The following is a 24,152-nucleotide window of genomic DNA, read 5'->3' as shown; positions in this document are numbered from 1 at the left end:
CGCGAGGGCGGCCCCAACGCAGAACGCCCCGCACAGGGGCGGGGCGTTGCGGGAGGGTGGTGCCAGGCTCAGCTATCGCTATCCGGGCGCGGCTCGCGTGGCGTGCTGGCCAGCACGGTGCCGGTCTCGCCGCTCTCCAGGCGTGCCAGGAGCTGCTCCGACTCTTGCTGGAAGGCGGCCAGGGCATCGCCCTCCAGGCGCTGACTCTCCGGTAGCTCGACGCGCATGGCATCCACCGGCTGATTATTGACGATCACCTCGTAGTGCAGGTGCGGGCCGGTGCTGCGGCCGGTATTGCCGGACAGGGCGATCTGCTCGCCCATGCTGACCCGGTCGCCGCGGCTGACCTGGGGACGCGAGAGGTGCAGGTAGCGGGTGCGGTAGCCGTTGTCGTGGCGAATCACCACATAGCGCCCCGCGGCGGAGTGGTTGCCGACTCGCTCCACGCGGCCATCCGCGGGGGAGATCACCGGGGTGCCCGTCGGCATGGCGAAGTCGGTGCCGTAGTGGGGGCTGACGCGGCCGGTCACCGGATGGGTGCGGCGCCGGTTGAAGGAGGAGCTGAGGCGATAATTGCCATTGAAGGGGTATCGCTCGAAGGCCGGGTCGAGGCCACGGCCGTCGGCGGTATAGAAACGGTCGTCGGCGCTGTTGCGGAAGACGGCGAGATCCATCCGTTCCCCCTCGTACTGCACCGCCAGGATGCGCGAGTCCAGGGGCTGGCCGTCGATCATGTCGGATTCGACCAGCACCTGAAAACGATCGCCGCGACGGGTATCGCGGCGGAAGTCGAGTTTCTTGGAGAGCACATTGGTGAGCTGGGCCACTTCGCTGGCGTTCAGGCCGGTGGCCTGGGCCGATCGGGCGAGGCTGCCGCTGACGCTGCCGGCGAAGAGACGCTGGGTGGCCTCGCCGGCCCGCTCGATATCGGCCGTGGCGAAGGCGACCTCGGCGTCCTCCTGGCGCTCGACCAGGTAGCCGCGGCGGGCGTTGACCATCACCTTCAGGGCCTGCAGGCGCCCCTCTTCATCGAGCATGTAATCGAAGCTCTGACCGACTCGCCAGCGGGTCAGGACATTCTCGTCCGGCAGGCTCTCCAGCAGCCGCAGGGCCTCGCTGTAGCCCATGCCCAGGTGGCTCTGCGCCAGCACCGCGAAGGTGTCGCCGGCCTGGACGGTGTAGGTCTCCCAGCGTGGCTCGAAGACCTCCTCGGCCTGGATCTCGTCTTCCAGGTAGATATTCTCGCTATCGAACAGCGCCAGGGGGCCGTCGTCGAAATCGTCATAGGAGGTGGCCTCTTCCCACTCGCCGGTCCGCAGGGCCGTCAGGCCCAGGGCCACGCGCAGTGCCTCGGGGCTCAAGCCAGGGCGAGAAGCGGCGCTGTCGGCGGCGGGAAAGGGCGTGGCCAGGGCCAGCAGGCGCTCCTGGGCGGGCGTATCGCGATGCCAGGCGTCATCGCCGCCCTGGGCATCGGGAAAGGTGACGCCGGCGGAATCGGCGCTCTCTTCCAGGGAGATCACTCGGGTGATCTGGGGGGACTCGTCGCGGGAGTCGATAACGGTAAAGATCTGTTGTGCGCCCAGCACGGTGACCATGGTGGCAACGGGTAGCAGCAGTAACTTATGCGCGCGGGGCAGCGAATGAAGGATTCGCAACATAGGAAATGGCCGTGAAAATGGTGGAAAAGAGTGCCAAAAAACCCAAGAACCATACCCTATGCTGTGTAGCCTGCCTAGCCTGTATATGCAAACAGAAACCCCGGGCCTCCTCTGGGAGGCCCGGTACAGGCGGCTCGCTAGCATAAACTAATTGACCTTTGGTGCAAGTCCGGCACCCGAGTCCCGATCCGCGACTCTCGCCGACCGCGACCCGAGTGCCTTCGCCCCACCTGGGGCGCCTCAGCCGTCGATAAAGGTGCCATTGCGGTAGTCGAGCAGGGCCTGCTCCAGCTCCGTCTGGGTGTTCATCACGAAGGGGCCGTAATGGGCGATGGGCTCACCATGTGGGTAGCCCGCCAGCAGCAATGCCTCGCCGGCACCCGACAGGCCGCTCAGCTCGAGTCGCTCGCCGGCGCTCAGGCTTGCCATCTGCCCGCTGGCGACGCGCTCGCCAGCGATTTCCAGTTCGCCGGCGAAGACGTAGACCAGCAGGGTCGGCGCCTCCACCGTCAGGCTCAGGTGACGCTCCGCGTCGAGCCGGACATGGGCCACGGCGCCGCGGCCCGCCAGGGCGTCCAGGGGACCCTCGACGGTCTCGCCATCCGCGGCCTGCCAGCGACCACCGAGGGCGATCAGCTCGGCCCCCTCGCGGGCCAGGCGCGGCATCTCGTCGCCGCGCACGTCGCGGTAGGTGGCCGGGCTCAGCTTGTAGTCGGCGGCCAGGTTGAGCCACAGCTGGAAGGCGTGCAGCCCCTGGCTGTCGGTCAATGGCATCTCCGAGTGAATGATGCCGCGCCCGGTATGCATCCACTGGGCGTCGCCGGCGGCGATGGTGCTGGAGTGGCCCAGGTGATCCTCGTGGGTCAGGCCGCCATGCAGCACATAGGTCAGGGTCTGGATGCCGCGATGGGGATGCGGCGGAAAGCCGGCCAGATAGTCGTCGGGGCGATCCGAGCCCAGCTCGTCGAGCATCAGGAAGGGGTCGATGCCGCCGCCGAACTCATGGATGCGGCGGATCTTGACCCCGGCGCCATCCTGGCTGGGTTGGTTGCGGCGCAGCTGGGTAACCTTACGAAGCCGTGGAGTCGTCATGGCGGGTGCCTCCGTTGAAGTGTCTGACTCGCATATTAGTCTGATTTTTTCGAAGATTAAGCGCATTAAATCGCCGTTATCATTCGAGGATATAGAAATGTCGCGCGTTACCCTGGCCCAGTGGCAGACCCTCGCCGCGGTGGTGGACCATGGCGGCTTCGCCCGCGCCGCCGAGGCCATCCATAAGAGTCCCTCGACCCTCAATCATGCGGTGCACAAGCTGGAGGAGCAGCTCAACGTCAAGGTGCTGGAGCCGGTGGGGCGCCAGGTGCGCCTCACCGAAGCGGGGGAGCTCTTGCTACGCCGCGCCCGGCAACTGCTGGAGAGTGCCGAGTCCCTGGAAGACGTGGCGGGGCGTCTGGCCGAAGGGCTGGAGGCGGAGGTGGTGCTGGCGGTGGATCAGCTGTTTCCCCCGGATGCCCTGGCCCGGGCCCTGGATGCCTTCTCGAGCGCCTACCCCCATGTGCGGGTGCAGCTCCATGAGACGGTGCTCAACGGCGGCATCGAGATGCTCTATGACGGTCGTGCCGATCTGGTGGTCAGCGGCCAGGCGGCCCAGGGCTTCCTGGGCGAACCCCTGGTGACGGTGCGCTTTCTCGCCGTGGCTCACCCCGACCATGCCTTGCATCGGCTGGGGCGCGAGCTGGACCTGCGCGACCTAGAACAGCACCGCCAACTGGTGGTGCGCGACTCGGCGCAACGCCAGTCGATGGACTCCGGCTGGCTCAAGGCCGAGCAACGCTGGACGGTCAGCCACCTGGATACCTCCATCGGCATGCTGGAGCGGGGCTTGGGCTTCGCCTGGTTGCCGGAGACGCGTATCCAGTCGGCCCTGGCCGCCGATCGGTTACGTCCGCTACCCCTGGCCGCCGGCGGCACACGCGAGGTGCCCATGCAGTTGATCTATCGCGATCGGGATCGGGCCGGCCCGGCCACCCGGGCGATGGGGGCCAATTTGAGCGAGGCGGTCCGGAGATGCGATATAGATTCGATTTGATCGAATGATTGTCGGGAAATTATCGGCTTGATGGTCGAAATAATCAGATTATTCTGAGGGCATGATTCATCACCCGAGGAGAACGACATGGGCCTTCTGATCGATGGCAAGTGGAGCGACCAGTGGTACGACACCAAGACGCATGGCGGCGAGTTCGTGCGCGAATCCGCCCAACTGCGTGAGTGGGTGACCCGCGACGGCCGCCCCGGCCCCGACGGTCAGCCGGCACTGCCCGCCGAGGCGGAGCGCTTCCATCTCTATGTGTCCCTGGCTTGCCCCTGGGCCCATCGCACCCTGATCATGCGCAAGCTCAAGGGGCTCGATGGCCTGATCGGCACCTCCCATGTCAGCCCGCTGATGCTCGATCAGGGCTGGACCTACGAGGAAAGCGAGGGCTCCAGCGGCGATCCCGTCAACGGCGCCGCCTACCATCGTGAGCTCTATACCCTGACCGACCCCCACTACACCGGCCGGGTCACGGTGCCGGTGCTGTGGGACAAGCAGGAACGGCGGATCGTCAACAACGAGTCGGCGGAGCTGCTGCGCATCTTCAACGACGCCTTCGATGGCTTGACCGGCAACGACCTGGACCTCTATCCGGCGGACCTGCGCGAGACCATCGACGCCATCAATGACGACGTCTACGCGCATATCAACAACGGCGTCTACAAGAGCGGTTTCGCCACCGACCAGGCGGTCTACGAGAAGCATGTAACGGCGCTCTTCGCGGCCCTGGATCGGGTGGAGGCACGCCTGGCCGAGCATCGCTATTTGGCGGGGGAGTGGCTGACCGAGGCGGACATTCGCCTGTTCACCACCCTGGTGCGCTTCGACGCGGTCTATCACGGCCACTTCAAGTGCAACCTGAAGCGCATCGAGGACTACCCGAACCTCGCCAACTATGTGCGCGAACTCTATCAGTGGCCGGGCATCAAGGAGACGGTGAGCCTCGACCATATCAAGCGCCACTACTATTACAGCCACGACACCATCAACCCCACCCGCATCGTGCCCCAGGGCCCGGAGCTGGACTTCGAGCGGCCCCATGATCGGGAACGCCTGCCGGGCCAGGGCATCCGCCGCAAGGGGTAGGGACGCCGCTGTATTTCTGATTCCTAGCCTTTCCGGGCCAGCCAGCGATCCAGGGCATTGGCGAACTCGCGGCGGTCGCCGTCGCTATAGCCTTTCGGTCCACTGGTGTGCTCGCCGCTGGCGCGTAGCGTTTCCATGTAGGGCTTGTATCAGGCGCATCTGTACCCCGGGTGCAGGTGCGGTTTATGCCCCTTTCCTGGCCAGCCAGCGATCCAGGGCATTGGCGAACTCGCGGCGGTCGGCGTCGCTATAGCCTTTCGGTCCACTGGTGTGCTCGCCGCTGGCCCGAAGCGTTTCCATAAAATCCCTCATTTGCACCCGGGCGCGAATATTGTCCGCGTTGAGGGACTCGCCGCGGGTGGTCATCACCTTGGCGCCGCGCCCCAGGGCCTCCAGGGCCTCCAGGGCCAGGGGCAGGTCGGAGGTGATCAAGAGGTCGCCGGGCCGGAGGCGCTCGACGATCTCGTTGTCGGCGGCGTCGAAGCCGCTGGCCACGCTCAGCGATTTCACCCACTTCGACGGCGGCAACGGAATGTTGTGGTTGGCCACGAACCAGGTCGGGGTGGCGGTGCGCTCGGCGGCGCGCACGATGATATCGCGCACCACTCGGGGACAGGCGTCGGCATCCACCCAGAGTTGGGTGGGTGAAGCGGGCTGGGACATAAAGGCTCCAGGGAATAAGGCTGGCGTCGCGGGGAGGTCGATGGTAGCATGCGCGCTCCTCGCATGTGTTGACCCCACCATCGTATTGGATCGTTCTTGTCGCCGCGTGTCGCCATGACCGCTCCGAGACAAGGCTTTGCAGGACGCCCGGCAGACGGCCGGCGTCGCTTTTGGAGATGGAGCGCCCTCGCCCCCGGCGAATCAGCGCATCAAGGTCGCCACAGCGGTTCGCCAAGGAGAGAGCGCGACGCTGCGCCTCCCACGAACCGAATGCCAGGTGCGACCGGCGTCTCAACCCCCGTTGTCGATGTGGCCAAGAGCCGCATGCTCCCGCACGTGTTGCGGGGTAGAGACGCCACCATGTTTCGTTGCCGGCCCGGCCGGCCTATCAAGGTGTGATTAATGACCTCGACTTCCGTCGTTTCCTCCAGCTTTTCCGAGCTGGAACTGCTCCCCGCTGTCCTTTCCGCCATCGAGAGCCAGGGCTATACCGAGCCTTCGCCGATCCAGGCGCAGACCATTCCCGCCCTGTTGGAAGGACGTGACCTGCTGGGTCAGGCCCAGACCGGTACCGGCAAGACCGCCGCCTTCGCCCTGCCGCTGCTGTCGCGCCTCGAGCTGACTCGCCGCGAGCCCCAGGTGCTGGTGCTGGCGCCGACCCGCGAGCTGGCCCAGCAGGTGGCCGTCTCCTTCAGCAAGTACGGCCAGAACCTCAAGGGCCTGGAAGTGGCCACCCTGTGCGGCGGTCAGGAATATCGCGAGCAGTTGGGGGCCCTCAAGCGCGGCGCCCAGGTCGTCGTCGGTACCCCCGGCCGGGTGATCGATCACCTGGACCGCGGCAGCCTCAAGCTCGACGGTCTCACCGCCCTGGTGCTGGACGAAGCCGACGAGATGCTGCGCATGGGCTTTATCGATGACGTCAAGCGCGTCGTCGCCGACACCCCCAAGAACGCCCAGCGGGTGTTCTTCTCCGCCACCCTGCCGGCGGAGATCGAGCGCATCGTCGACCGCTACCTGGTGGACCCGGTGAAGGTGGCCATCGAGTCACGCACCACCACCGGCGAGAACATCGAACAGCGCCTGGTGCGCGTCGAGGGCGCCGCCAAGCTGGAGGCGCTGTCGCGCATCCTCGAGGTGGAGCCGGTGGACGCCGCCATCGTCTTCGTGCGCACCCGGGCCGCCTGTACCACCCTGGTGGAGCAGCTCACCGCCCGCGGCGTCAACGCCGCCGGCCTCTCCGGTGACCTGGACCAGAGCCTGCGCGAGCGCACCATCACGCGACTCAAGCGCAGCAAGGTGGACGTGCTGATCGCCACCGACGTGGCCGCCCGCGGCCTCGACGTGCCGCGCATCACCCACGTGGTCAACTACGACCTGCCCCAGGACAGCGAGGCCTATACCCACCGCATCGGCCGTACCGGCCGTGCCGGTCGCAGCGGCGTGGCGATCACCTTCGCCGGCTTCCGCGAGACCCGCAAGGTGCGCTGGCTGGAGCAGGCCACCGGCCAGCAGATGAGCGAGATGCCGCTGCCGGACGAGGCCGCCATCCGCGCCCATCGCGACCAGGTCTTCCAACTGCGCGTGCGCGATGCCCTGGTGCAGGGTGCCGACGAGCAGCGCGCCCTGGTGGAGGCCCTGGTAGCCGACGGCCAGGACCCGGTGGAGCTGGCCTGCGTGCTGGCCGCCCTGGCGCGTGCCGACGAGGCGCCCATCGGTCGCCTGCCGGCGCCCCGCGAGCGCAACGAGCGTGCTCCTCGCGAGCGCGGCGCGCCCCGCGATCGTGCCCCCCGCGAGGGCATGACCCGCTATCGGGTCGCCGTGGGCCACAAGGACGGCGTCAAGCCGGGCCAACTGGTCGGCGCCCTGGCCAACGAGGGCGGGATCGAAGGCAAGCGCATCGGTCGCATCGATATCCGCAACGCCTTCTCGGTGGTGGAGCTGCCCAGCTCATTGCCGCCGAGCATCCTGGCGAAGATGGCCCGGGCCCGGGTCGCCGGCCGCGAGCTGGAGATCCGCGAAGACGGTGGCGCCCCCGAGCGGGCCCCGCGGCGTCGCCAGGACGGCGATGCGCCGATTCGTCGGCGCCATAGCGCCTGACGTAGCGGTTGCTGCCCGGCGCCGGGCGGCCCACCCCACCGACAGGTCGGAGCCTAGCTCCGGCCTGTTGTCGTTGGTATCCCTGAAACCCTGTCGACAAAGAGGAAGTGTCATGTGGAAGCGGCTGCCGTTTCGTCTGCGTGGTTATCTGATTACCGTGCTCGGTGTGTTGCTGCTCTCGCCGGATGCGCTGTTGATCAAGGACACCACAGTGGATGTGGCCACCTTCATGTTCTGGCGGGGCCTGCTACTGGGCATCGTGCTGCTGCTGATCGCCGCGCTGCGCTACCGTGAGCGCCTGCCTCAGGCCATTCGTGCCTGTGGTCCGGCCGCGCTTTGGTGCCCGCTGGCCTTTGCCGCCAGCGCCTGGGCCTTCGTGGGCGCCAACCGGCTGACCGCGGCGGGCAATGTGTTGGTGATGCTCAACCTGGCGCCTCTGGTGGCGGGGCTGATCGGCATGTTGCTCTTCGGCCAGCGGTTGCGCCGCCAGACCTGGGTGGTGATCGGGGTATGCGTCGTCGGGGCCAGCCTGATGGCCGCCGGTGAGATGGGGCAGGGTAGCCTGCTGGGCCTGGGGGTGGCGTTGATCATCCCGGTCTCCATTGCCGTCAACACCACGGTGGCCAGCGCCCAGCGGGGCAGCGGTGCCCGGGGCATCGACACCACGGTGGTGCTGCCTCTGGGGTGTCTCGCCATGCTGGTGCCGGCGGCGCTGATGGGGGGCGTCCAGTGGCCCGAGCCCGATGACATCCAGCGTCTGGCGATGATGGGACTCCTCCTGCCGCTGGCCTACTTCCTGATCCAGACCGGCGCACGCTATCTACCGGGCGCCGAGGTCAGCCTGATGATGCTGGTGGAGACCCTGGTGGGCACCCTGCTGGTCTGGTGGTGGGTGGGCGAGGTACCGACGGCGCTGGCTTTCCTGGGCGGCGGCATGATCATTGCCGCCATGCTCTCCAGCTCCCTGCGCGACCTCTATCGGCAGCGCCGCAAGGCCGCCGACGGCGCCCTGGATGCCCGCCGCCTGCGCGACGAGGCGGCAGAGGAAAGCATCGTGCGGGGCGAGCCCGCTCCCCCGGTGGGCGAGCGTCACTGACCGCATCCGCTGGCTCCCGATGAGATGAGCCGCTTTCCCAGGGCGCCGTCGCCGGGCGGGTCGTAACCACGCAGGCCGGGGACGTTCCCCGGCCTGCGTTTTTCTGGTGACTACCGAGACTGACGGAACCCCTTATCAAGGAGATACGCCATGTGGCAGGGACTCTCGAGGCGCGCCCGCGGTTACCTGATTACCGGGGCCGGGGTGTTGCTGCTCTCCCCCGACGCCCTCTTCGTCAAGGCCACCGAGGTGGAGGTGGAGGTGTTCATGTTCTGGCGGGCGCTGCTGCTGGGGCTGATGCTGGGCCTGGTAGCCCTGGCCCGCTACGGTCGCCGGCTGCCCGGGGCGCTGCGCGCCTGCGGGCCGGCGGCCCTGTGGTGTCCGCTGGCCTTCGCCGGTGCCGCCTGGGGTTTCGTCGCGGCGGTGCGCCTCACCGCCGCCGGCAACGTGCTGGTGATTCAGAACCTGGCGCCGCTGGTGGCGGGGCTGCTGGGCCTGCTGCTGTTCCGCCAGCGCCTGCGTGGCCAGACCTGGGTGGTGATCCTGCTCTGTGTGCTGGGGGCGGGGCTGATGGCCGCCGGCGAGGTGGGCAAGGGCTCGCCCCTGGGGCTGCTGATGGCCCTGGCGATTCCGCTGTCGATCGCCATCAACATGACCGTGGCCAGCGCCCAGCGCGGTGTGGATACCACCGTGATCCTGCCGCTGGGCTGCCTGGTGATGCTGCTGCCGGCGCTGGCCCTGGGCGGCATGCAGTTGCCGCCGCTGGCGGACCTGCTGCGCTTGCTGTTGCTGGGGCTGGTGTTCCTGCCGGCGGCCTATTTCTTGATCCAGACCGGCCCCCGTTACCTGCCGGGGGCCGAGGTCAGCCTGGTGATGCTGCTGGAGACCCTGGTGGGCACCCTGCTGGTCTGGTGGTGGGTCGGTGAGGTGCCGCCGCCGCTGGCCTTCGTCGGCGGTGGCCTGATCCTCGCCGCCCTGCTGGGCAGCGGCCTGTTGGACCTGCTGCGGCAGCGTCGCAAGGTAGCCGAGGGGGCCCCCGACCCCCAGCGGATTCTCGCCGAGGCCGCCCAGCAGGAGGGCGGAGACGGCTCGCCGGGGCTAGCCGAGCAGCCGTGCGAAGCGCGTTAACAGCGAGCCGGCTGCCGGGGTGTCGGTCACCCCGTCGAGCAGGGCCTGGGGGTCCTGCCCCTGATCGCGCAGGGCCTCTATCTGACGAGCGAGGTAGGCGCGCATCACCGCCGGGGTGAATTCCGGATGGAACTGCACGCTCCACTGGCGCGGCCCGTAACGCAGCGCCTGATGGGCATCATGGGCATTGCGGGCCAGCACCTCGGCATCCCGGGGAGCCTCGAGCACCGACTGGGCATGAGTCAGCTGGGCCGGGAAGCGCTCGGGCAGGGCGCCGAGCAGGGCATCCTCACGGCCCGAGGCGGTGAGTGTCACCGTATGGGTGCCGGACTCGCGCCCCGCCGGGTGGTAGTCGCTGACGCCGCCGAAGGCCGCGGCCATCAGCTGGTGCCCGTAGCAGACCCCGAGCATCGGCAGGTCCCGCGCGCGGGCCTCGCGAAGCCAGGGCTTGAGCGCCTCGCTCCAGGGCTCGGCGTCGCTGACCATGCTATGGGAGCCGGTGAGATAGAGGCCATCGAGTTCGTCCAGGTCGGGCGGCGCCTCGTGGCGGGCATCGAAGACCTCGGCCGCGAAGCCCTCCCGGGCCAGGGCCTGGCGGAACAGCGCCTCGAAGTCACCGTGGGCCGCCACCACCTCGGGGAAGGCCTCGCCGGTCTTGACGATCAGTAGTCGGGGCATCGGGGCTTCCTCAACGAGCAGTCAGGTGCTGGCCCAGCGCCGCCATGAAACGGCTGCCCGCCTCCAGCTCGGCGAGCTCGATATATTCGTCCGGCTGGTGGGCCTGAGCGATGCTGCCGGGGCCGCAGATCAGCGTGGGCAGGCCCCGGCGCTGGAACTGGCCCGCCTCGGTGGCATAGGCCACGGCGCCGGCGGGACGCTCGCCCAGCAGCGACTGGCAGAGCGCCAGCACCTCGGCGTTGTTGTCGTCGGCCAGGGCCGGCACCGTCTCGTTGAGGGCCTCGGTGACGATGGCGGCCTGTGGCGCGCGTTCGCGCATCTCGGCCTCGAGTTCGGCGGCCCGGGCCTGGACCCGGCCCAGCAACTCGTCGAAGCGATCCGACGGCAGGTGGCGGATCTCCCACTCGAAGACGCACTCCCGGGCCATGATATTGATCGCCGTGCCGCCGGCGATCTTGCCCACGTGCAGGCTCGAGTGGACCACGTTGAAGGCCTCGTCGACGCGCCCCTCGGCCTTGAGCTCCGCCATCACCTCCTCGATATAGGTGACCAGCCGGGCGGCGACATGGATCGCCGAGACCCCCTGGTCGACCTGGCTGGAGTGGCTGGCGCGACCGGTCACGGTGGTGCGCAGGTTGGTGGCGCCCTTGTGGGCCACCACCGGGTGCATCAGGGTCGGCTCGCCGACGATCACCGCGGCGGGTCGCGGATGCTCGGCCATCAGCCTCTCGATCATGCGCGGGGCGCCGATGCAGCCCACCTCCTCGTCGTAGGAGAGCGCCAGGTAGATGGGCACCGGCAGGTCCAACCCCACCCATTCGGGCACCTGGGCCAGGGCGCAGGCGATAAAGCCCTTCATGTCGCAGGTGCCGCGGCCGTAGAGGCGGCCGTCGCCCTTGTCGGTGAGGGTGAAGGGATCGCTGGACCAGGGCTGGCCATCCACCGGCACTACGTCGGTATGCCCGGAGAGCACGACGCCCCCGGCCACCTCGGGCCCGATGCGCGCCAGGAGGTTGGCCTTGCGCCCGTCGTCGCTGTCGATGCGCTGATGGGGCACGCCATGGTCGTCGAGGTAGGCCTCGACCCAGCGGATCAGCTCCAGGTTGGAATCCCGGGACACGGTGGGAAAGCCCACCAGGGTCTCGAGCAGTTGGCTGGCGGTCATGATCTGGCTCCTGTCGATGATGGGAGCAGCCTACCACGGCCGCCCCACTGCCGGCAGCGGGGCTTAAGGCAGCGACCCGTGGTAAGGGGACTAGAGCCGCTCCCGGGTCGCCTCCATCACCCGCCCGTCCACGCCTCGCTGGACCTTGTCCTCGATCTCCGCGAGCAGCGACTCCACCTTCTGTGATGTGGTGGCCATGGCCACGAAGGTCCATTCGCTGGCCTCCAGGCGGTCGAGGTCGCCGCTCTCGCAGACTGCCACCGCCGGCTGGCGGCCGAAGCGTTCATGCAGGCCGCCCATGCGCTGGCGCTTCTCCTTGAGGGAGCGACAGCCGGGCAGCGAGAGGCGCAGGGTCAGGATACCGATATGCATGGTCTCGTCTCCGTGGCCTTGTGGATCCTGTTGCTTAGACACTGACTAGCCGGGCGCGGCTGGTGCCGTTGCCCAGCGGCTCCACCTGGATCTGTACCGGGATGCGCTCGTGCATCTCCTGGACATGGGAGATCACCCCGACCCGGCGGCCCAGGGCCTGGAGGCCATCCAGCGCCTCCATGGCCAGGGCCAGCGACTGGGGGTCGAGGCTGCCGAAGCCCTCGTCGATAAACAGCGACTCGATCGTCAGCTCCCCGGAGGCCATGGAGGCGAGGCCTAGGGCCAGGGCCAGGGAGACTAGGAAGGTCTCGCCGCCGGAGAGGGAGTGCACCGAGCGGGTCTCGTCGCCCATGTCATGATCCACCACCAACAGGCCCAGTTCGCTGCCGCCGCGAATCAACCGATAGCGGCGGCTCAGGCTGCCCAGGTGGGCGTTGGCGTGCTCCAGCAACTGCTCCAGGTTGTAGGCCTGGGCGATGCGTCGGAAGGCCTTGCCGTCGGCGGAGCCGATCAGCTCGCTGATCTGGCCCCAGCGGCGATACTCGGCGCGGGCCGCCTCCAGCGCCGCCTGGCCCTTTTGCTGGCGGGCACGCTTGCGGTCGTCGTCGTTGAGGGCATAGACGGCGGCGTCGCGGGCCTGCTGGGCTTCCTCCAGCTTCGGTGCCAGCTCGGCCTGGGCCTCGCTGGATGCCGCCTCTTGTTGGGCCAGCTCGGCGTCCATGGCCGCGGCCAGCAGGGCCTTCTCATCACGCTCGGGGGTGACTTCACGGCGATGGGCCAGCAGTTGCTGGCGGCGCTCGGCCAGGGTGGCGGCGGCCTGTTGGCGGCGGCGCTCGGCCTCGTCCAGGGCCCGCTCCTGGGCCCTGGCCTCGTCCTCGGACTGGGCCAGCAGGCGGGTCAGGGTGGCATCGTCCAGCTCGGGATGGCGGCGCCGCCAGGCGTCCAGCTGCTGATGCAGGCGCTCCAGCTCCCGGCGTAGCTGGACCAGCCGCTCGGCCTCGTGTTCCCGGCGCTGGGCGAGGCGCTGGAATTCCTGCTCGGCGACATGCCGGTGGGCGAGGGCGGAGTCCCTGGCCTGGGTGGCCTGGGCCTGTTGTTGCTCCAACTGCTGCTGCCAGGCATCGGCGCTGGGGTAATCGCCCAGGCGGGCGCGCAGCTCGGCGTCGAGGCGCTTCTGTTCCTGGCGTCGGGGGGGCAGCTGGGCCTCCAGCTTGGCCAGCTCCTGGTCGAGGCCCTGGCGCCGAGTCTCGAGCCGGGTTGACTCGATCTCGCCCCGGCGCAGTCGCTCATCGAGAGGGGCCAGGGCGCGTTCGGCCTCGGCGAAGGCGGCCAGCGCCTCGGCCTGCCGATCACGCTCGTCTTCGCTGGCCTGTTGCTGGGACGTCAGCCAGGCGTCCCGGGCTTCGACGGCGATGGCGGCCAGCTCCTCCCATAGCGACTCTGCCTCCAGCGCCTGGTTGGCCGCCACCAGGCGCCGTTCGGCCGACGCCAGGTCATTGGCCAACTGCTTCAGGGCACGTTCCGCCATGCGGTAGTCGCCCACCCGTTCCTGGTGCTGGCGTTGCGCCTGGTCGAGTCGCTCCCGGGCCTCGCCCAGTTGGCGCGCCTCTTCGGCTTCCTGGGCGGCGAGCTGGGCGGCCTCGGGGCTGGAGGGGGGGCGTTGGCGGTAGGGGTGGTCGAGGCCGCCGCACACCGGGCAGGGCCGGTCCTCCGCCAGGGTCTCGCGGAGCCGGGCCACGCTCTCGCTGCGTACCGCCCGCTGCCGCTCGATCAGGGTCGAGACGCTGTTCAGGTGAGACTGGGCATGGTCCAGTCGCTCACGGGCGGCATGGCCCTCCGCGAGCAGGGTTTCGCGGCGCCGGGTCTCTTCTTGGCGTTGCCGGACGAGCTCCTGACGCTGGTGCTCGGCGCGCTGGTGCTCCTGCCAGCGGCTGGCCAGTTCCCCCAGGGCGAGGCGGCGGCGGGCGGCCCGGTCATGGCGCTCCTGAACCGCTCGGCGGGCGGCGTCACGGTCGTCATGCTCGCCCAGCAGGCGGGTCAGGGTGGCCTGCCAGCGGTCGCGTTCTTGCATCAGCTGTCGCTGGGCGTCGAGCTGCTCCTGGCGCCGGGTCGCGAGTTGCGTCGCTTCGGCCTGCCGTTCCTGACGGGTCCGGGTCAGCGTCGCCAGCTCCTGCTCCACACCGGCCAATTGCTGGGCCAGTTCGCGGGCGATACGTAATTCGGGCTCGGCGGCCTGGCGGGACGCTACGGCCGACTCCAGCGTCGCTTCGGCCCGGTCGAGGGTCTCGGCGGCATGGCGTTGCTTGGTCTCGGCCTCGGCCAGGGCCTTTCGGGTTTCGGCGTGGCTGGCCTCGAGGCTGGCGATTTCTTCGGGCAGGGCGGTCTGGCGCGCCAGGGCATGGCGCTGGGGGGCGAGCAGGCGCCGCCATTCCCGCTCGGTGCGGGCGGAGGCCAAGGCCTGCCAGTGGGCCTCGGCTTCTTGCTGGCTCGCCAGGCCCTGGCGGTAGGCGTTACTCAGGTGCCGGTCCGTGGCGTGCCACTGCCGGCGCCGCTCCAGCTCGGTGGCCTGTTGGTTGAGCTCGGCGAGGCGGGCCTCGGCGGCCTCGACCTCGCGCTCCAGGGTGGCCCGGGCCTCGGCCTCGGCGGGCAGGTCGTCGGCGAGTCGGGTCTCCAGCTCGGTCACGCCCTTCCTGGCCTCGCTGGCGCGGCGGTAGGCGGCGATGGAGATCCGCGAGTACTCGGCGGTGCCGGTGAGGCGTTCCAGCAGGTCGCTGCGCTCGTTGTCGTCGGCCTTGAGGAAGGCGGCGAACTCGCTCTGGGCCAGCAGCACGGCGCGGGTGAACTGGTCGAAGGTGAGGCCCAGGCGCAGGGGCAGCAGCTCGGCGAACTCGCGTTTCTGGGTGGTCAGCAGGCGGTCGTCGTCCAGGTCGGTGAGCGACTGCTCCACCGCCTGCAGGCGCCCGCCGGCCTTCTCCCGGGCGCGGCGTACCGCCCAGCGGGCCCGGTAGCGGCGACCGTCGCGGCCCAGGAAGTCGACCTCGGCATGGCCGCTGGCCGCGCCCCGGCGCAGCAGGGTGCGGGGATCGGCGGTGCCGACCGTTTCGCCCGCCACGTCGGGCAGCGGCGCCTCGCGGCCGGGGGCCTGGCGCAGCCGCGGGGTATTGCCGTAGAGCGCCAGGCAGAGGGCATCGAGCAAGGTGCTCTTGCCGGCCCCGGTGGGGCCGGTGATCGCGAAGAGGCCGGCGTCGCGCAGCGGCGAGTCGGTGAAGTCGAGTTCCAGAGGGCCGGGCAGTGAGGCGAGGTTCTGCAGGCGCAGGGCGAGGATTCTCATGACGGTTCCTCCTCGTCGAGGACGTCCTGGAGCAGGCGGTCGAAGTCGGCCATCACCGCCTCGCTCGGGGGCGCGTCCCAGTGGCGCACCCAGGTGTGCTGGAAGAGCTTGCGCGGGCCCAAGGAAGCGAGATCGGCCCGGGCCGCGGTGGGAGTCTCACCGCCCCGGGGCAGGCGCCGCTCGAGGCGCAGCAGGCGTAGCGCCTTGCCTTCCAGGGTGGTGTCGATGCGCGCGCGCAGGTCGGGAAGCGGCGCCTCCAGTTCCACCCGCACCTCCAGCCAGGGCCACTGTTCCCTGGGCAGGGCCGGGTCCTGGGGCAGGGCCTCCAGCTCGGCCAGCACCGCCTCGAGGGGGGCGGGGCCGACCCGATACATGGCCACCGGGCGGGGTATGGGTAGGCTCTCCACATCGGCCAGCTCGGCGCCGGCCAGGGTCACCGCCACCACCTGGTGGGGGTAGCCCACCTCGCTGAAATCCAGGGGCAGGGGGCTGCCGCTGTAGCGGATGCGTGCCTCGCCGACTCGCTGGGGACGGTGCAGGTGGCCGAGGGCCACATAGGCGATCTCGGCGGGGAAGAGGGTGGCGGAGAGCGACTCCTCGCCGCCGATCACGATGGGGCGCTCGCTGGCCTCGGAGACGGCGGCACCATGCAGGTGGGCATGGCTCATGGCCACCAGGGCCTGGTCCGGCCGGCGGCGCGCCCGGGCGGCCTCGATCAGTTGGCGATGCACCCGCTCGATACCGGCCACGTAGTCGTTGCCTCCCTCCGCGGCGGGGTCCGCCGCCAGGCCGTTGCCGGTGACCTCGGCGGGGCGCAGGAAGGGCAGCGCCAGGCACCAGGCCCGGGGCTCGCCCGTGGCATCGGTGAGCGGCACCAGCAGGCGCTCGGCGTCCAGGCGGCCGTCGTCGAGCCAGCGCACCCGGCCCAGGGCATGGGTGCGCAAGCGCCTCATCAAGGGGGCCGGCAGCTCGATACGGTTGCCGCTGTCGTGGTTGCCGGCGATCAGCACCATATCGAGGTTCGGCAGCCGCTCGTGAGCGCCGACGATAAAGTCGTACAGCAGTTCCTGGGCGCGCAGCGAGGGATTGACCACGTCGAAGATATCGCCGGCCACCAGCAGGGCATCGGCCTGGCGTTCCACCAGGGTGTCGAGCAGCCAGGTGAGGAAGGCGTGATGCTCCGCATGGCGCTCCTGGCCATGGAAGGTCTGGCCGAGATGCCAGTCCGAGGTGTGAATCAGCTTCACGGCGAGGGTCCTTGTTCCGGGCGACGGGGTCTTAACCGCCGCGCCATCCAGTCGAGCGGGTCGCAGGGCGGACTGGGCCGCTGACCCGAGGCGGTCATCTTGCCATGCCAGGCTAGGGCTGTCGTCGCCGGTTCATGGTCCGATTCGGGGCGTTGATGGGCCATTGTTGGAGGCGGCTGCAGTGCCGTTGTTGGGGCCGGCTGCGGGGCCGTTGATGGGGTCGGCTTGCAGCGGCCGCGGGAGTGGCGTTGACTGAGCTATACCAAGGTCGAAAACGTCAGGGGGCGGTGACCTGGATTCACCGGCAGGCTTGACACGAGAGTGTTTATGGAAAATATTTCCATATAAGGTCTCTGAAGAAGGCCGACGGCAGGAGCGACGCCTCTGCCGACCACGACACCACAACGATGCGCAGCCCACTGCGCGAGGAGGCCTCGATGCTGACCAACCCACTGACCAGCAAGCGTCCGCAATCGCTCGGCGCTCATCAGGGGCGCCTGGCGGCCTGCCCCCCCACCCGCAATAGCGTCTGCAGCCAGGCCGAGGACGCGGCCCACTATATCGCTCCCCTGGAGCCGGGCGATCGTTGCCCCGCCGAGATGATGCGTCGCCTCAAGACCGCCCTGATGGGCTGCGAAGAGGCGGAGGTGATCACCGCCAGCGATACCTATCTGCACGCCGAGTGCCACTCGGCCCTGGGCTTCGTCGATGACCTGGAGCTGCTGTGGAGCGAGGACGAGGGCGTCTGCCATGTACGCAGCGCCTCGCGTCTGGGTATCACCGACCTGGGCAAGAACCGCGCCCGGGTGGAGAAGCTGCGCATGCTGCTGGAAGGCTGGGGCTTCTGCGACTGAGTCGAGCCATGGAGGGGCCGCCGCTGCATGACTGGTCGCTGACGCCTAGCCAGGCCATCGCCCTGCAGCGGGAGCTGGCGCGGCGAGTCGAGCGCCGCGATCGCCTGGACCCGGTGAAGCATATCGCCGGCGTCGATATCGGCTTCGAAGAACAGGGCACCATCACCCGGGCCGCGGTGGTGGTATTGGCCTGGTCGCCCGAGGATCCGTCGTCGGGGCCGACGCTGGTCGAGCGGGTCGTCCACCGGGAGCCCACCCGCTGGCCCTATATTCCCGGGCTGCTCTCCTTTCGCGAGGTGCCCGCCGCACTCGGCGCCTTCGCCCGCCTGACGCTTCGTCCGCAACTGGTGATGGTCGACGGTCAGGGCATCGCCCATCCGCGCCGCCTCGGCGTGGCCTCCCACCTGGGACTGTGGCTCGACCTGCCGACGATCGGCGTGGCCAAGTCGCGGCTCTGCGGCCGCCATCAGGAGGTCGGGCCCGCGCGCGGCGACTGGACGCCACTACTCGATGGCGACGAGCCGCTCGGCGTGGTGCTGCGCTCCCGGGCCGGCGTCAAGCCGATCTACGTCTCCCCGGGGCACCGCCTGGGGATCGAGTCGGCCCGGGAGTGGGTGATGCGCTGCCTGGGCAAGACCAAGCTTCCCGAGCCCACCCGCCTGGCGGATCGCCTCGCCTCCCGACGGGGCGATCTCTGACCTCCTGTTCTCAAGGCTTTGTCCGAAAAGTCGGCGAGCGAAGGTTAGACAAGGCAAAAATTGGCGAAAAGACGGAGTTTACGGGGTGTAAATGAGTACTTTGAGCCAATTTTTAACGCCGTATAGCCGAGCGCAGCCAGTTTTCGGGCATAGCCTAGACGATATCCAGCGGTAACTTGCGCGTCGGCGCCGGGAAGGCCGCCTCCAGGCGCGCCAGGCTCGCGTCGTCGAGCAGGATATCCAGCGCCTTGGCGTTCTGTTCCACGTGTTCCGGCTGGACCGCCTTGGGGATGGCGATCACCTCGCGTTGCCCCGCCTGGGCGCGAATCGCCCAGGCCAGCAGGACCTGGGCGGGAGTGGCACCCAACTCGCCGGCGACCTCCCGCAGGGCCGGTTGGCCGAGCAGGTCACGACGCAGGCGGCCGGCCTGGGCCAGGGGGCAGTAGGCCATCAGCGGCATGCCGCGCTCGCGCATCCAGGGACGCAGGGCGTAGTCGATGCCCCGGGAGCCCAGGTGGTAGAGCACCTGATTGACGGCACAGGCCTCGCCGCCGGGTAGGCCATGAAAGGCGGCCAGCTCGTCCACATCGAAATTGGAGACCCCGAAGCGACGGATCTTGCCCGCCTCCTGCAGCCGTTGGAAGGCCTCCAGGGTCTCTTCCAGGGGAATCGAACCGGGCCAGTGCAGCAGGTAGAGGTCCAGGTAGTCGGTACCGAGGCGTTGGAGGCTGCGCTCGCAGGCGGCGATGGCGCTATCGCGGCCGGCGTTCCAGGGGTAGGCCTTGGAGACCAGGAAGGCCCGGTCGCGGCGACCCACCAGCGCCTCGCCCACCACCTCTTCGGCGCCGCCTTCCGCATACATCTCGGCGGTATCGATCAGCGACAGGCCCAGCTCCAGCCCCTGCTGCAGGGCGCGCACCTCGTCGCGGCGCGGGGCCAGCCCCTCGCCCATAAACCAGGTGCCCTGGCCGATGGCGGGCAGGTCGACGGCGGCCTGGCCGGCGGTGGCGGGCAGGGTGACATGGGGACGTGCGCTCATCGTGGCCTCCGGAATTCGCTATATCATCGTGGAATGCATTTCTATAAATATGCTCGGCCAGGCAGAGGCGGAATGCAAGATACGCTAGGGGTATACTGCCAGGCCCTCCACCGTTCGAGCCCTGCCATGACCGCTACCGACGCCTGCCTCGCCGCCACCCTCAACTGGGTGGAGACCTTCGTGGTCGCCGAGAACCTCTGTCCCTTCGCCGGCCGCGAGGTGCAGCGCGGCAGCATCGACTACCGGGTGATCGATGGCGGCGATTGGTCCCGGGCCCTGGCGGCCTTGATCGCCGCCTGCCGTGAGCTCGAGGCGACGGAGGCGATCGAGACCTGCCTGCTGGTGATCCCCGAGGGCCTCGAGGCCTTCGACGACTACCTGGATTTCCTGGAACTGGCCGAGACACTGATGAGCGATCAGGGCTACGAAGGCGTCTTCCAGCTGGCCAGCTTCCATCCCGACTACTGCTTCGCCGATGCCGAGCCGGAGGATCCCGCCAACTACACCAACCGCTCCCCCTGGCCGATGCTGCATCTGCTGCGCGAGGCGAGCCTGGAGCGGGCGCTGGCCGCCTACCCGGATCCCGAGGCGATTCCCCAGCGCAATATGGACCGGCTCAGGGAGATCGGCGGCGAGCCACTGGCCCGCGCCTTGGCGGCCCTACGCGACAACAAATAGGGGAGGCGAGACATGGGACGGCTCAGGTCTACGCCTGCCCGGCCTGCTGGCTTGGGGAGAGCGGCGGCCTGACGCCACTTACGCGAGACATGGGACGGCTCAGGTCTGCGCCTGCCAGGCCTGCTGATGACGGCGGGCGGCCTCCACCAGGGCGCGAATCAGGCGCTGCTGGGGGCGATTGAAGATCAGCCATTCCGGGTGCCACTGCACGCCGATCAGGAAATCGTGGTGGAGGGATTCGATGCCCTGCACCAGCCCCTCGCGGTCCCGGGCGACGATCTCGATGCCCTGGCCGGCCCGCTGCACCGCCTGATGGTGCAGGCTATTGATGCGACACCAGCTCACCCCGAGGATGCGATGCAGCTGACTGCCGCCGATGATATCCACCGTCTTGCGGGGCAGCACGGTGCGACGTCGCCTGAGGCCCTGATGGGTGGTGTAGATATCGCCATCCAGGGTGCCGCCCAGGTAGACATTGATCATCTGGGCGCCCCGGCAGATGCCCAGTACCGGGCAGTCCCGGGGAATAAAGCGCGCCAACAGCGCCAGCTCCAGCTCGTCCCGCTGGGGGTCGACCCGTACGTCCAGTTGCATCTCGCCACCGTAGAGGTGCGCCTCGATATCGTCGCCGCCGCCGATGATCAGGCCATCCAGGGCCTCGGGGACCGGCCGCGACGGCGATAGGCGCAGCGGCCGGCCGCCGTGGCGCCATACCGCCAACCAGTCGAAGAACCAGGCGATGCGGCTCTTGTGATCCGAGGTGGTGATGCCGATGCGCGGTCGGGTCATTCGTCCATCCAGCCGCGCAGCTTGTCGAGCCAGCGGGTCATCGGCGACTGACGGTGATGGGCCACGTAGGCGGCGGCGCGCTCGGCCAGCAGGGGGGGATCGGCGGCCAGGCGTTCCACCTCCAGCCAGCGATTCCACTCCACCACGGACCCCCAGCCGGGGCGGGAGAGCTGGGCGTTGGGCAGCCGGTAGTGGAAGGTGGGACGCGGCTTGACCAGGTCGTCGGCGAGCAGCGGGCTGGGGTGTTCGGGGCAGAGGTGGGCGAAGAGCGGGAAGAGGTCCAGCTCCCGGTTGCGGGTGGGGTTATCCACCAGGTAGTCGTCGATCAGGGTGGTCAGGTCCGGCGAGTAGTCCGGGTCGAGCACCTTGAGGGCATACTCCTTGGGGAAGGGGTTGGCATGGGGCAGCACCTCACGGGTGATATCGATATCGATATCCTGGCGCAGCCACTCCGCCAGCAGCAGGTAGGCGCGCAGGTGCGCCAGCAGGCTGGTCACCGAGGGATCGGCCAGCTCCGGGTTGAGGTGCAGGCCGAAGCCATAAAGCAGGCTGGCGTCGGTGCCCTTGGCGCCATGGTCGCGGAGCCCCTCGAAGAGGGCGTCCAGCTCGCCCAGCTCCGGCCAGGGCACCGGCGGGCAGACCACCTCGGTGGGCACCAGCCCCGCCACCACGTCGCCGATCAGCTCCCGGGTACGGCAGTGCAGGTCGAGGCGCAACTCATGGCGCAGCCGCTCCCACTCGCCGTTGCCCTTGGGAGCACGGTCGGTGACCCTGGCATCCGGATGGGCATACTTGGCGTCCAGCTCGATGGTGAAATCGCCCCAGCGGGCGCCTTCCACCTTGAGGCGGTGGGGGCTGACCGGTCGCGCCCTGCCACCGAAGCGTTCGATCACCACCTCGGCGGCCTGGGCCGGCGCGACGCCGGCAAACTCGATCTCCACCCCGATGCGGCGGGGGAGACCTTCGGGGTTGGTGGCGCAGGGGGGCGCTTGCGGTTCCATGCGCTGACTCCTGGTGGCCTAACAGGGTTGGAGTCCCGAGACTAGCATAGTCCCCGGCGCGGTTCGCAGCCTGGGTGGTTTTCCCCGGACGACGGCTCCATTACTCTTGCCGCATTCCCCCTTTGATTCGGAGTCACTCATGCCCCGTCCCCTGCCGATGCCTGTGTCGTTGCCGCTATTGGGGGGCTGGCTGCTGTGCCTGGTGCTGCTGGCACTGGCCGGGCCGGTCCAGGGGCAGGGGCTGAGCCTGTCGGGGCTCGCCGGCGAGAGCGATGGGGCCACGACCAGCGACCCGGAGGCGCTGCGGCGCTCCCTGGACGAGGTGATCGCGACCCTGGAGGACGGCCAGCGCCGCGATGACCTGGTGGCGCGGCTCAAGGAGCTGCGCGAGGCCACCACCCGATTGGAGGGCCCGGCCGGCGAGCTGCCCCGCCAGGGGTTGCTGGGGGCCCTGGCGGATACCTTCAGCGACCTGGGCGACCAGGCCGAGTCGGGGCAGTCGCCCCTCGATGCCTGGCAGCGCCAGCTGGCTCAGGCCGCCGAGGAGGCCAGCGAGCTGGCTCGTCAGTCGAGCCATGCTCAGATAGCGCGCGTCGCTTTCGAGGCGGCGGTCCTGCTGGCGGTCTGGTTGTCGCTGCTCAGCCTGCTGATGGCCCTGGGTCGCTGGCTGATCAGCCGCCGCGGGCTGCCGGCGACCCTGCCCAGGGAACCCAAGGCCTGGCTGGTGGGTGTGCATTTTCTGCGCCGGGTCCTGCCTTGGTTGCTGGCCTTCTTGATGACCCTGGCCCTGGGTCAGTCCCTGGCCCCCAATCCGGGGCGTGACCTGGTCCTGGTGGTGGCCTATGTGGCCCTCTGCGGGCGCCTGGCGGCGGCCATCTGGGAGGCGCTGATCTCGGTATTTACCCGTGGGCATCGCTTCGTCGCCGTGCAGCACCTACGTCAGCGCACCCTGCGTCGACTGTTCGTGATCGGCGCCCTGGTGGCCCTGGCCGATGCCCTCGACTCGGCGCGGCTGATCGCCCTGGTGGGCGGGGACCTGGCGAGCTTCCTCTCGGTGGTGGCCAATGCCCTGGCGGCGATGCTCAGCGGCCTCTTCGTGGTGCGCTTCAAGCGTCCCATCAAGCACCTGATCCGCAACCGGCCCTACCATCAGCGCCGCGTAACCAACACCGCCCTGGAGCTGGTCCGGGTGCTCGGCGGCCTCTGGCATATTCCGGCGCTGCTGATGGTGGGGGCCTCGCTGCTGGCGATCTTCGTCTCGGTGGGGGATGCCGGGGGGGCCCTGACCCGCGCCCTGGCCAATGCGCTGCTGCTGATCCTGACCCTGGTGGTCGCCAGCCTGATCCGTCGCCACGGTGCGACGGTGACCCGGCGCAAGCGCATCTCCCAGTATCGCCGGCGCCTGGAGCGCTTCGGCTATGCCCTGGCGCATATCCTCTGCTGGCTGACCTTCGCCGAACTCTCCCTGCAGGTCTGGGGCACCTCGCTGATCGGCTTCGGCGGCGAGGCGGTGGCCAGCGCGCGGATCGGCAAGGCGCTGCTGGCCATCGGCTTCACGGTGCTGCTGGCCTGGCTGGCGTGGATCTTCGCCGATACCGCCATCCAGCGTGCCCTGACCAGCTCGGCGCGAGCCCGCGGCCGGCGGGTCAACCAGGCCCGCGCCCAGACCATCACCCCGATGATCCGCAATATCATCTTCGCCGCCATCGTGATCATCGCCGCCATCGTCGGCCTGGCCAACCTGGGGGTCAATGTGACGCCGCTGCTGGCCGGTGCCGGGGTCATCGGCCTGGCCATCGGCTTCGGGGCCCAGACCCTGGTGCAGGACCTGATCACCGGGATCTTTATCCTGATCGAGGACTCCCTGGCGGTGGATGACTTCGTCAGGATCAACAGTCACATGGGCACCGTGGAGGGGCTGACCCTGCGCACCGTGCGCCTGCGCGACCTGGACGGCGTGGTGCATATCATCACCTTCAGTCGCATCGACTCCATTCACAACATGTCGCGGCAGTTCGGCACCGCGCTGATGAGGATCCGCATTCCCCACGACATGAAGATCGATGACGCCATCGCCCTGATGCAGGAGACCGCCCAGGCGCTGCGTCAGGACCCGGTGATGCGCCACCATATCTGGTCACCGCTGGAGATGCAGGGCATCCAGGCCTTCGAGGAGGGCTGCCCGGTGCTGCGCATGCGCTTCCGTACTGCCCCGGAGATGCAGTGGGACGTGTCCCGAGCCTTCAACCTGCTGCTCAAGCAGCGCATGGAGGCCATGGGAATCGACCTGGCCATGCCGCGTCTCAATATCAGCATGGAAGGGCGCGGGGGCGGTCCGTTGCCGGCGTACGCCGAGGCGATGGACGGGGGCGATGCCCCGGGGCATGCGCCGGGGACGGCGGGTGGCGGCGACGCCGCCCCGGACCCCGGGCGCTAGGCTATGCCTGAAAAGTCGGCGAGCGAAGGTCAGACAAGGC

21 protein-coding genes are annotated in these 24,152 nt (G+C 69.0%); 9 read left to right on the top strand and 12 right to left on the bottom strand.

Annotated elements, in window-relative coordinates; translation table 11 throughout:
• Positions 1-68: 68 nt before the first annotated feature.
• The gene (locus HPA02_RS06990; RefSeq protein ID WP_146802372.1) at positions 69-1,658 is read right to left on the bottom strand and encodes a peptidoglycan DD-metalloendopeptidase family protein; all 1,590 of its coding nucleotides are present in this window, start codon (positions 1,656-1,658) and stop codon (positions 69-71) included.
• Positions 1,659-1,898: 240 nt separating this feature from the next.
• Positions 1,899-2,750: a pirin family protein gene (locus HPA02_RS06985; RefSeq protein WP_146802371.1), complete on the bottom strand. Its 852-nt coding sequence runs from the start codon at positions 2,748-2,750 to the stop codon at positions 1,899-1,901.
• A 97-nt stretch (positions 2,751-2,847) separates the two neighbouring features.
• Here HPA02_RS06985 and HPA02_RS06980 point away from each other — a divergent pair, with 97 nt between their 5' ends.
• Both HPA02_RS06980 and HPA02_RS06975 read left to right on the top strand, forming a co-directional pair.
• A complete protein-coding gene (locus HPA02_RS06980) occupies positions 2,848-3,747 on the top strand; it encodes a LysR family transcriptional regulator (protein WP_146802370.1) in 900 nt (299 codons plus the stop codon).
• Between the two features lie 87 nt (positions 3,748-3,834).
• Positions 3,835-4,839: a glutathione S-transferase family protein gene (locus HPA02_RS06975; protein ID WP_146802369.1), complete on the top strand. Its 1,005-nt coding sequence runs from the start codon at positions 3,835-3,837 to the stop codon at positions 4,837-4,839.
• 23 nt (positions 4,840-4,862) lie between these two features.
• Here HPA02_RS06975 and HPA02_RS06970 read toward each other — a convergent pair whose 3' ends face one another.
• Positions 4,863-4,976, bottom strand: coding sequence for a DUF188 domain-containing protein (locus HPA02_RS06970; RefSeq protein WP_307725128.1), 114 nt, complete (start codon positions 4,974-4,976; stop codon positions 4,863-4,865).
• A 46-nt stretch (positions 4,977-5,022) separates the two neighbouring features.
• Positions 5,023-5,502 carry a YaiI/YqxD family protein gene (locus tag HPA02_RS06965; RefSeq protein WP_146802368.1) on the bottom strand — a complete coding sequence of 160 codons (480 nt, stop codon included), beginning with the start codon at positions 5,500-5,502 and terminating at the stop codon, positions 5,023-5,025.
• A gap of 402 nt (positions 5,503-5,904) precedes the next feature.
• Between HPA02_RS06965 and HPA02_RS06960 the strand changes: the two genes are divergently transcribed.
• From HPA02_RS06960 to HPA02_RS06950, 3 genes are all read left to right on the top strand, one after another.
• Positions 5,905-7,599, top strand: a complete 1,695-nt coding sequence (locus HPA02_RS06960; protein WP_146802367.1) for a DEAD/DEAH box helicase — start codon at positions 5,905-5,907, stop codon at positions 7,597-7,599.
• A gap of 112 nt (positions 7,600-7,711) precedes the next feature.
• Positions 7,712-8,695: a DMT family transporter gene (locus HPA02_RS06955; protein ID WP_146802366.1), complete on the top strand. Its 984-nt coding sequence runs from the start codon at positions 7,712-7,714 to the stop codon at positions 8,693-8,695.
• 150 nt (positions 8,696-8,845) lie between these two features.
• Entirely contained in the window at positions 8,846-9,823 is a 978-nt protein-coding gene (locus HPA02_RS06950; protein ID WP_146802365.1) for a DMT family transporter, read from the top strand.
• Here HPA02_RS06950 and HPA02_RS06945 read toward each other — a convergent pair.
• The 5 genes from HPA02_RS06945 to HPA02_RS06925 all read right to left on the bottom strand — a co-directional run bounded on the left by HPA02_RS06945 (position 9,794) and on the right by HPA02_RS06925 (position 16,616).
• Positions 9,794-10,501, bottom strand: a complete 708-nt coding sequence (locus tag HPA02_RS06945) for a glutamine amidotransferase (RefSeq protein ID WP_146802364.1) — start codon at positions 10,499-10,501, stop codon at positions 9,794-9,796. The two genes, HPA02_RS06950 and HPA02_RS06945, sit on opposite strands and share 30 nt — an antisense overlap.
• Positions 10,502-10,511: 10 nt before the next feature.
• Positions 10,512-11,666, bottom strand: a complete 1,155-nt coding sequence (gene argE, locus HPA02_RS06940; protein WP_146802363.1) for an acetylornithine deacetylase — start codon at positions 11,664-11,666, stop codon at positions 10,512-10,514.
• A gap of 90 nt (positions 11,667-11,756) precedes the next feature.
• Positions 11,757-12,038 carry a DUF503 domain-containing protein gene (locus tag HPA02_RS06935; RefSeq protein ID WP_146802362.1) on the bottom strand — a complete coding sequence of 94 codons (282 nt, stop codon included), beginning with the start codon at positions 12,036-12,038 and terminating at the stop codon, positions 11,757-11,759.
• A gap of 34 nt (positions 12,039-12,072) precedes the next feature.
• A complete protein-coding gene (locus HPA02_RS06930; protein ID WP_146802361.1) occupies positions 12,073-15,369 on the bottom strand; it encodes an AAA family ATPase in 3,297 nt (1,098 codons plus the stop codon).
• Positions 15,366-16,616, bottom strand: a complete 1,251-nt coding sequence (locus HPA02_RS06925) for an exonuclease SbcCD subunit D C-terminal domain-containing protein (RefSeq protein ID WP_146802360.1) — start codon at positions 16,614-16,616, stop codon at positions 15,366-15,368. The genes HPA02_RS06930 and HPA02_RS06925 overlap by 4 nt, the downstream gene beginning before the upstream one ends.
• A gap of 437 nt (positions 16,617-17,053) precedes the next feature.
• Between HPA02_RS06925 and HPA02_RS06920 the strand changes: the two genes are divergently transcribed.
• Both HPA02_RS06920 and nfi read left to right on the top strand, forming a co-directional pair.
• Positions 17,054-17,470, top strand: coding sequence for a DUF1499 domain-containing protein (locus HPA02_RS06920; RefSeq protein WP_146802359.1), 417 nt, complete (start codon positions 17,054-17,056; stop codon positions 17,468-17,470).
• An 8-nt stretch (positions 17,471-17,478) separates the two neighbouring features.
• Positions 17,479-18,168 carry a deoxyribonuclease V gene (gene nfi / locus HPA02_RS06915; RefSeq protein WP_146802358.1) on the top strand — a complete coding sequence of 230 codons (690 nt, stop codon included), beginning with the start codon at positions 17,479-17,481 and terminating at the stop codon, positions 18,166-18,168.
• A 154-nt stretch (positions 18,169-18,322) separates the two neighbouring features.
• Here the strand turns inward: nfi and HPA02_RS06910 are convergent, their stop codons facing one another.
• Positions 18,323-19,207, bottom strand: coding sequence for an aldo/keto reductase (locus HPA02_RS06910; RefSeq protein WP_146802357.1), 885 nt, complete (start codon positions 19,205-19,207; stop codon positions 18,323-18,325).
• Positions 19,208-19,333: 126 nt separating this feature from the next.
• On the opposite strand from HPA02_RS06910, the gene HPA02_RS06905 reads away from it, so the two are divergent.
• Positions 19,334-19,885: a DUF1415 domain-containing protein gene (locus tag HPA02_RS06905; protein ID WP_146802356.1), complete on the top strand. Its 552-nt coding sequence runs from the start codon at positions 19,334-19,336 to the stop codon at positions 19,883-19,885.
• 99 nt (positions 19,886-19,984) lie between these two features.
• On the opposite strand, the gene HPA02_RS06900 is transcribed toward HPA02_RS06905, so the two are convergent.
• Positions 19,985-20,674 (bottom strand): gamma-glutamyl-gamma-aminobutyrate hydrolase family protein, encoded by a 690-nt coding sequence (locus tag HPA02_RS06900; RefSeq protein ID WP_146802355.1) that lies wholly within the window; start codon positions 20,672-20,674, stop codon positions 19,985-19,987.
• Positions 20,671-21,675, bottom strand: coding sequence for an amidoligase family protein (locus HPA02_RS06895; RefSeq protein WP_146802354.1), 1,005 nt, complete (start codon positions 21,673-21,675; stop codon positions 20,671-20,673). The genes HPA02_RS06900 and HPA02_RS06895 overlap by 4 nt, the downstream gene beginning before the upstream one ends.
• A gap of 139 nt (positions 21,676-21,814) precedes the next feature.
• On the opposite strand from HPA02_RS06895, the gene HPA02_RS06890 reads away from it, so the two are divergent.
• Positions 21,815-24,112 (top strand): mechanosensitive ion channel domain-containing protein, encoded by a 2,298-nt coding sequence (locus HPA02_RS06890; protein WP_244945875.1) that lies wholly within the window; start codon positions 21,815-21,817, stop codon positions 24,110-24,112.
• Positions 24,113-24,152: the final 40 nt, after the last annotated feature.

It is taken from the genome of Bisbaumannia pacifica (genome assembly GCF_007989625.1).
Classification (GTDB): Bacteria; Pseudomonadota; Gammaproteobacteria; order Pseudomonadales; family Halomonadaceae; genus Bisbaumannia; species Bisbaumannia pacifica.
Note: the sequence above shows the minus strand (reverse complement) of the source record. Positions and strands in the feature narration are given on the sequence as shown.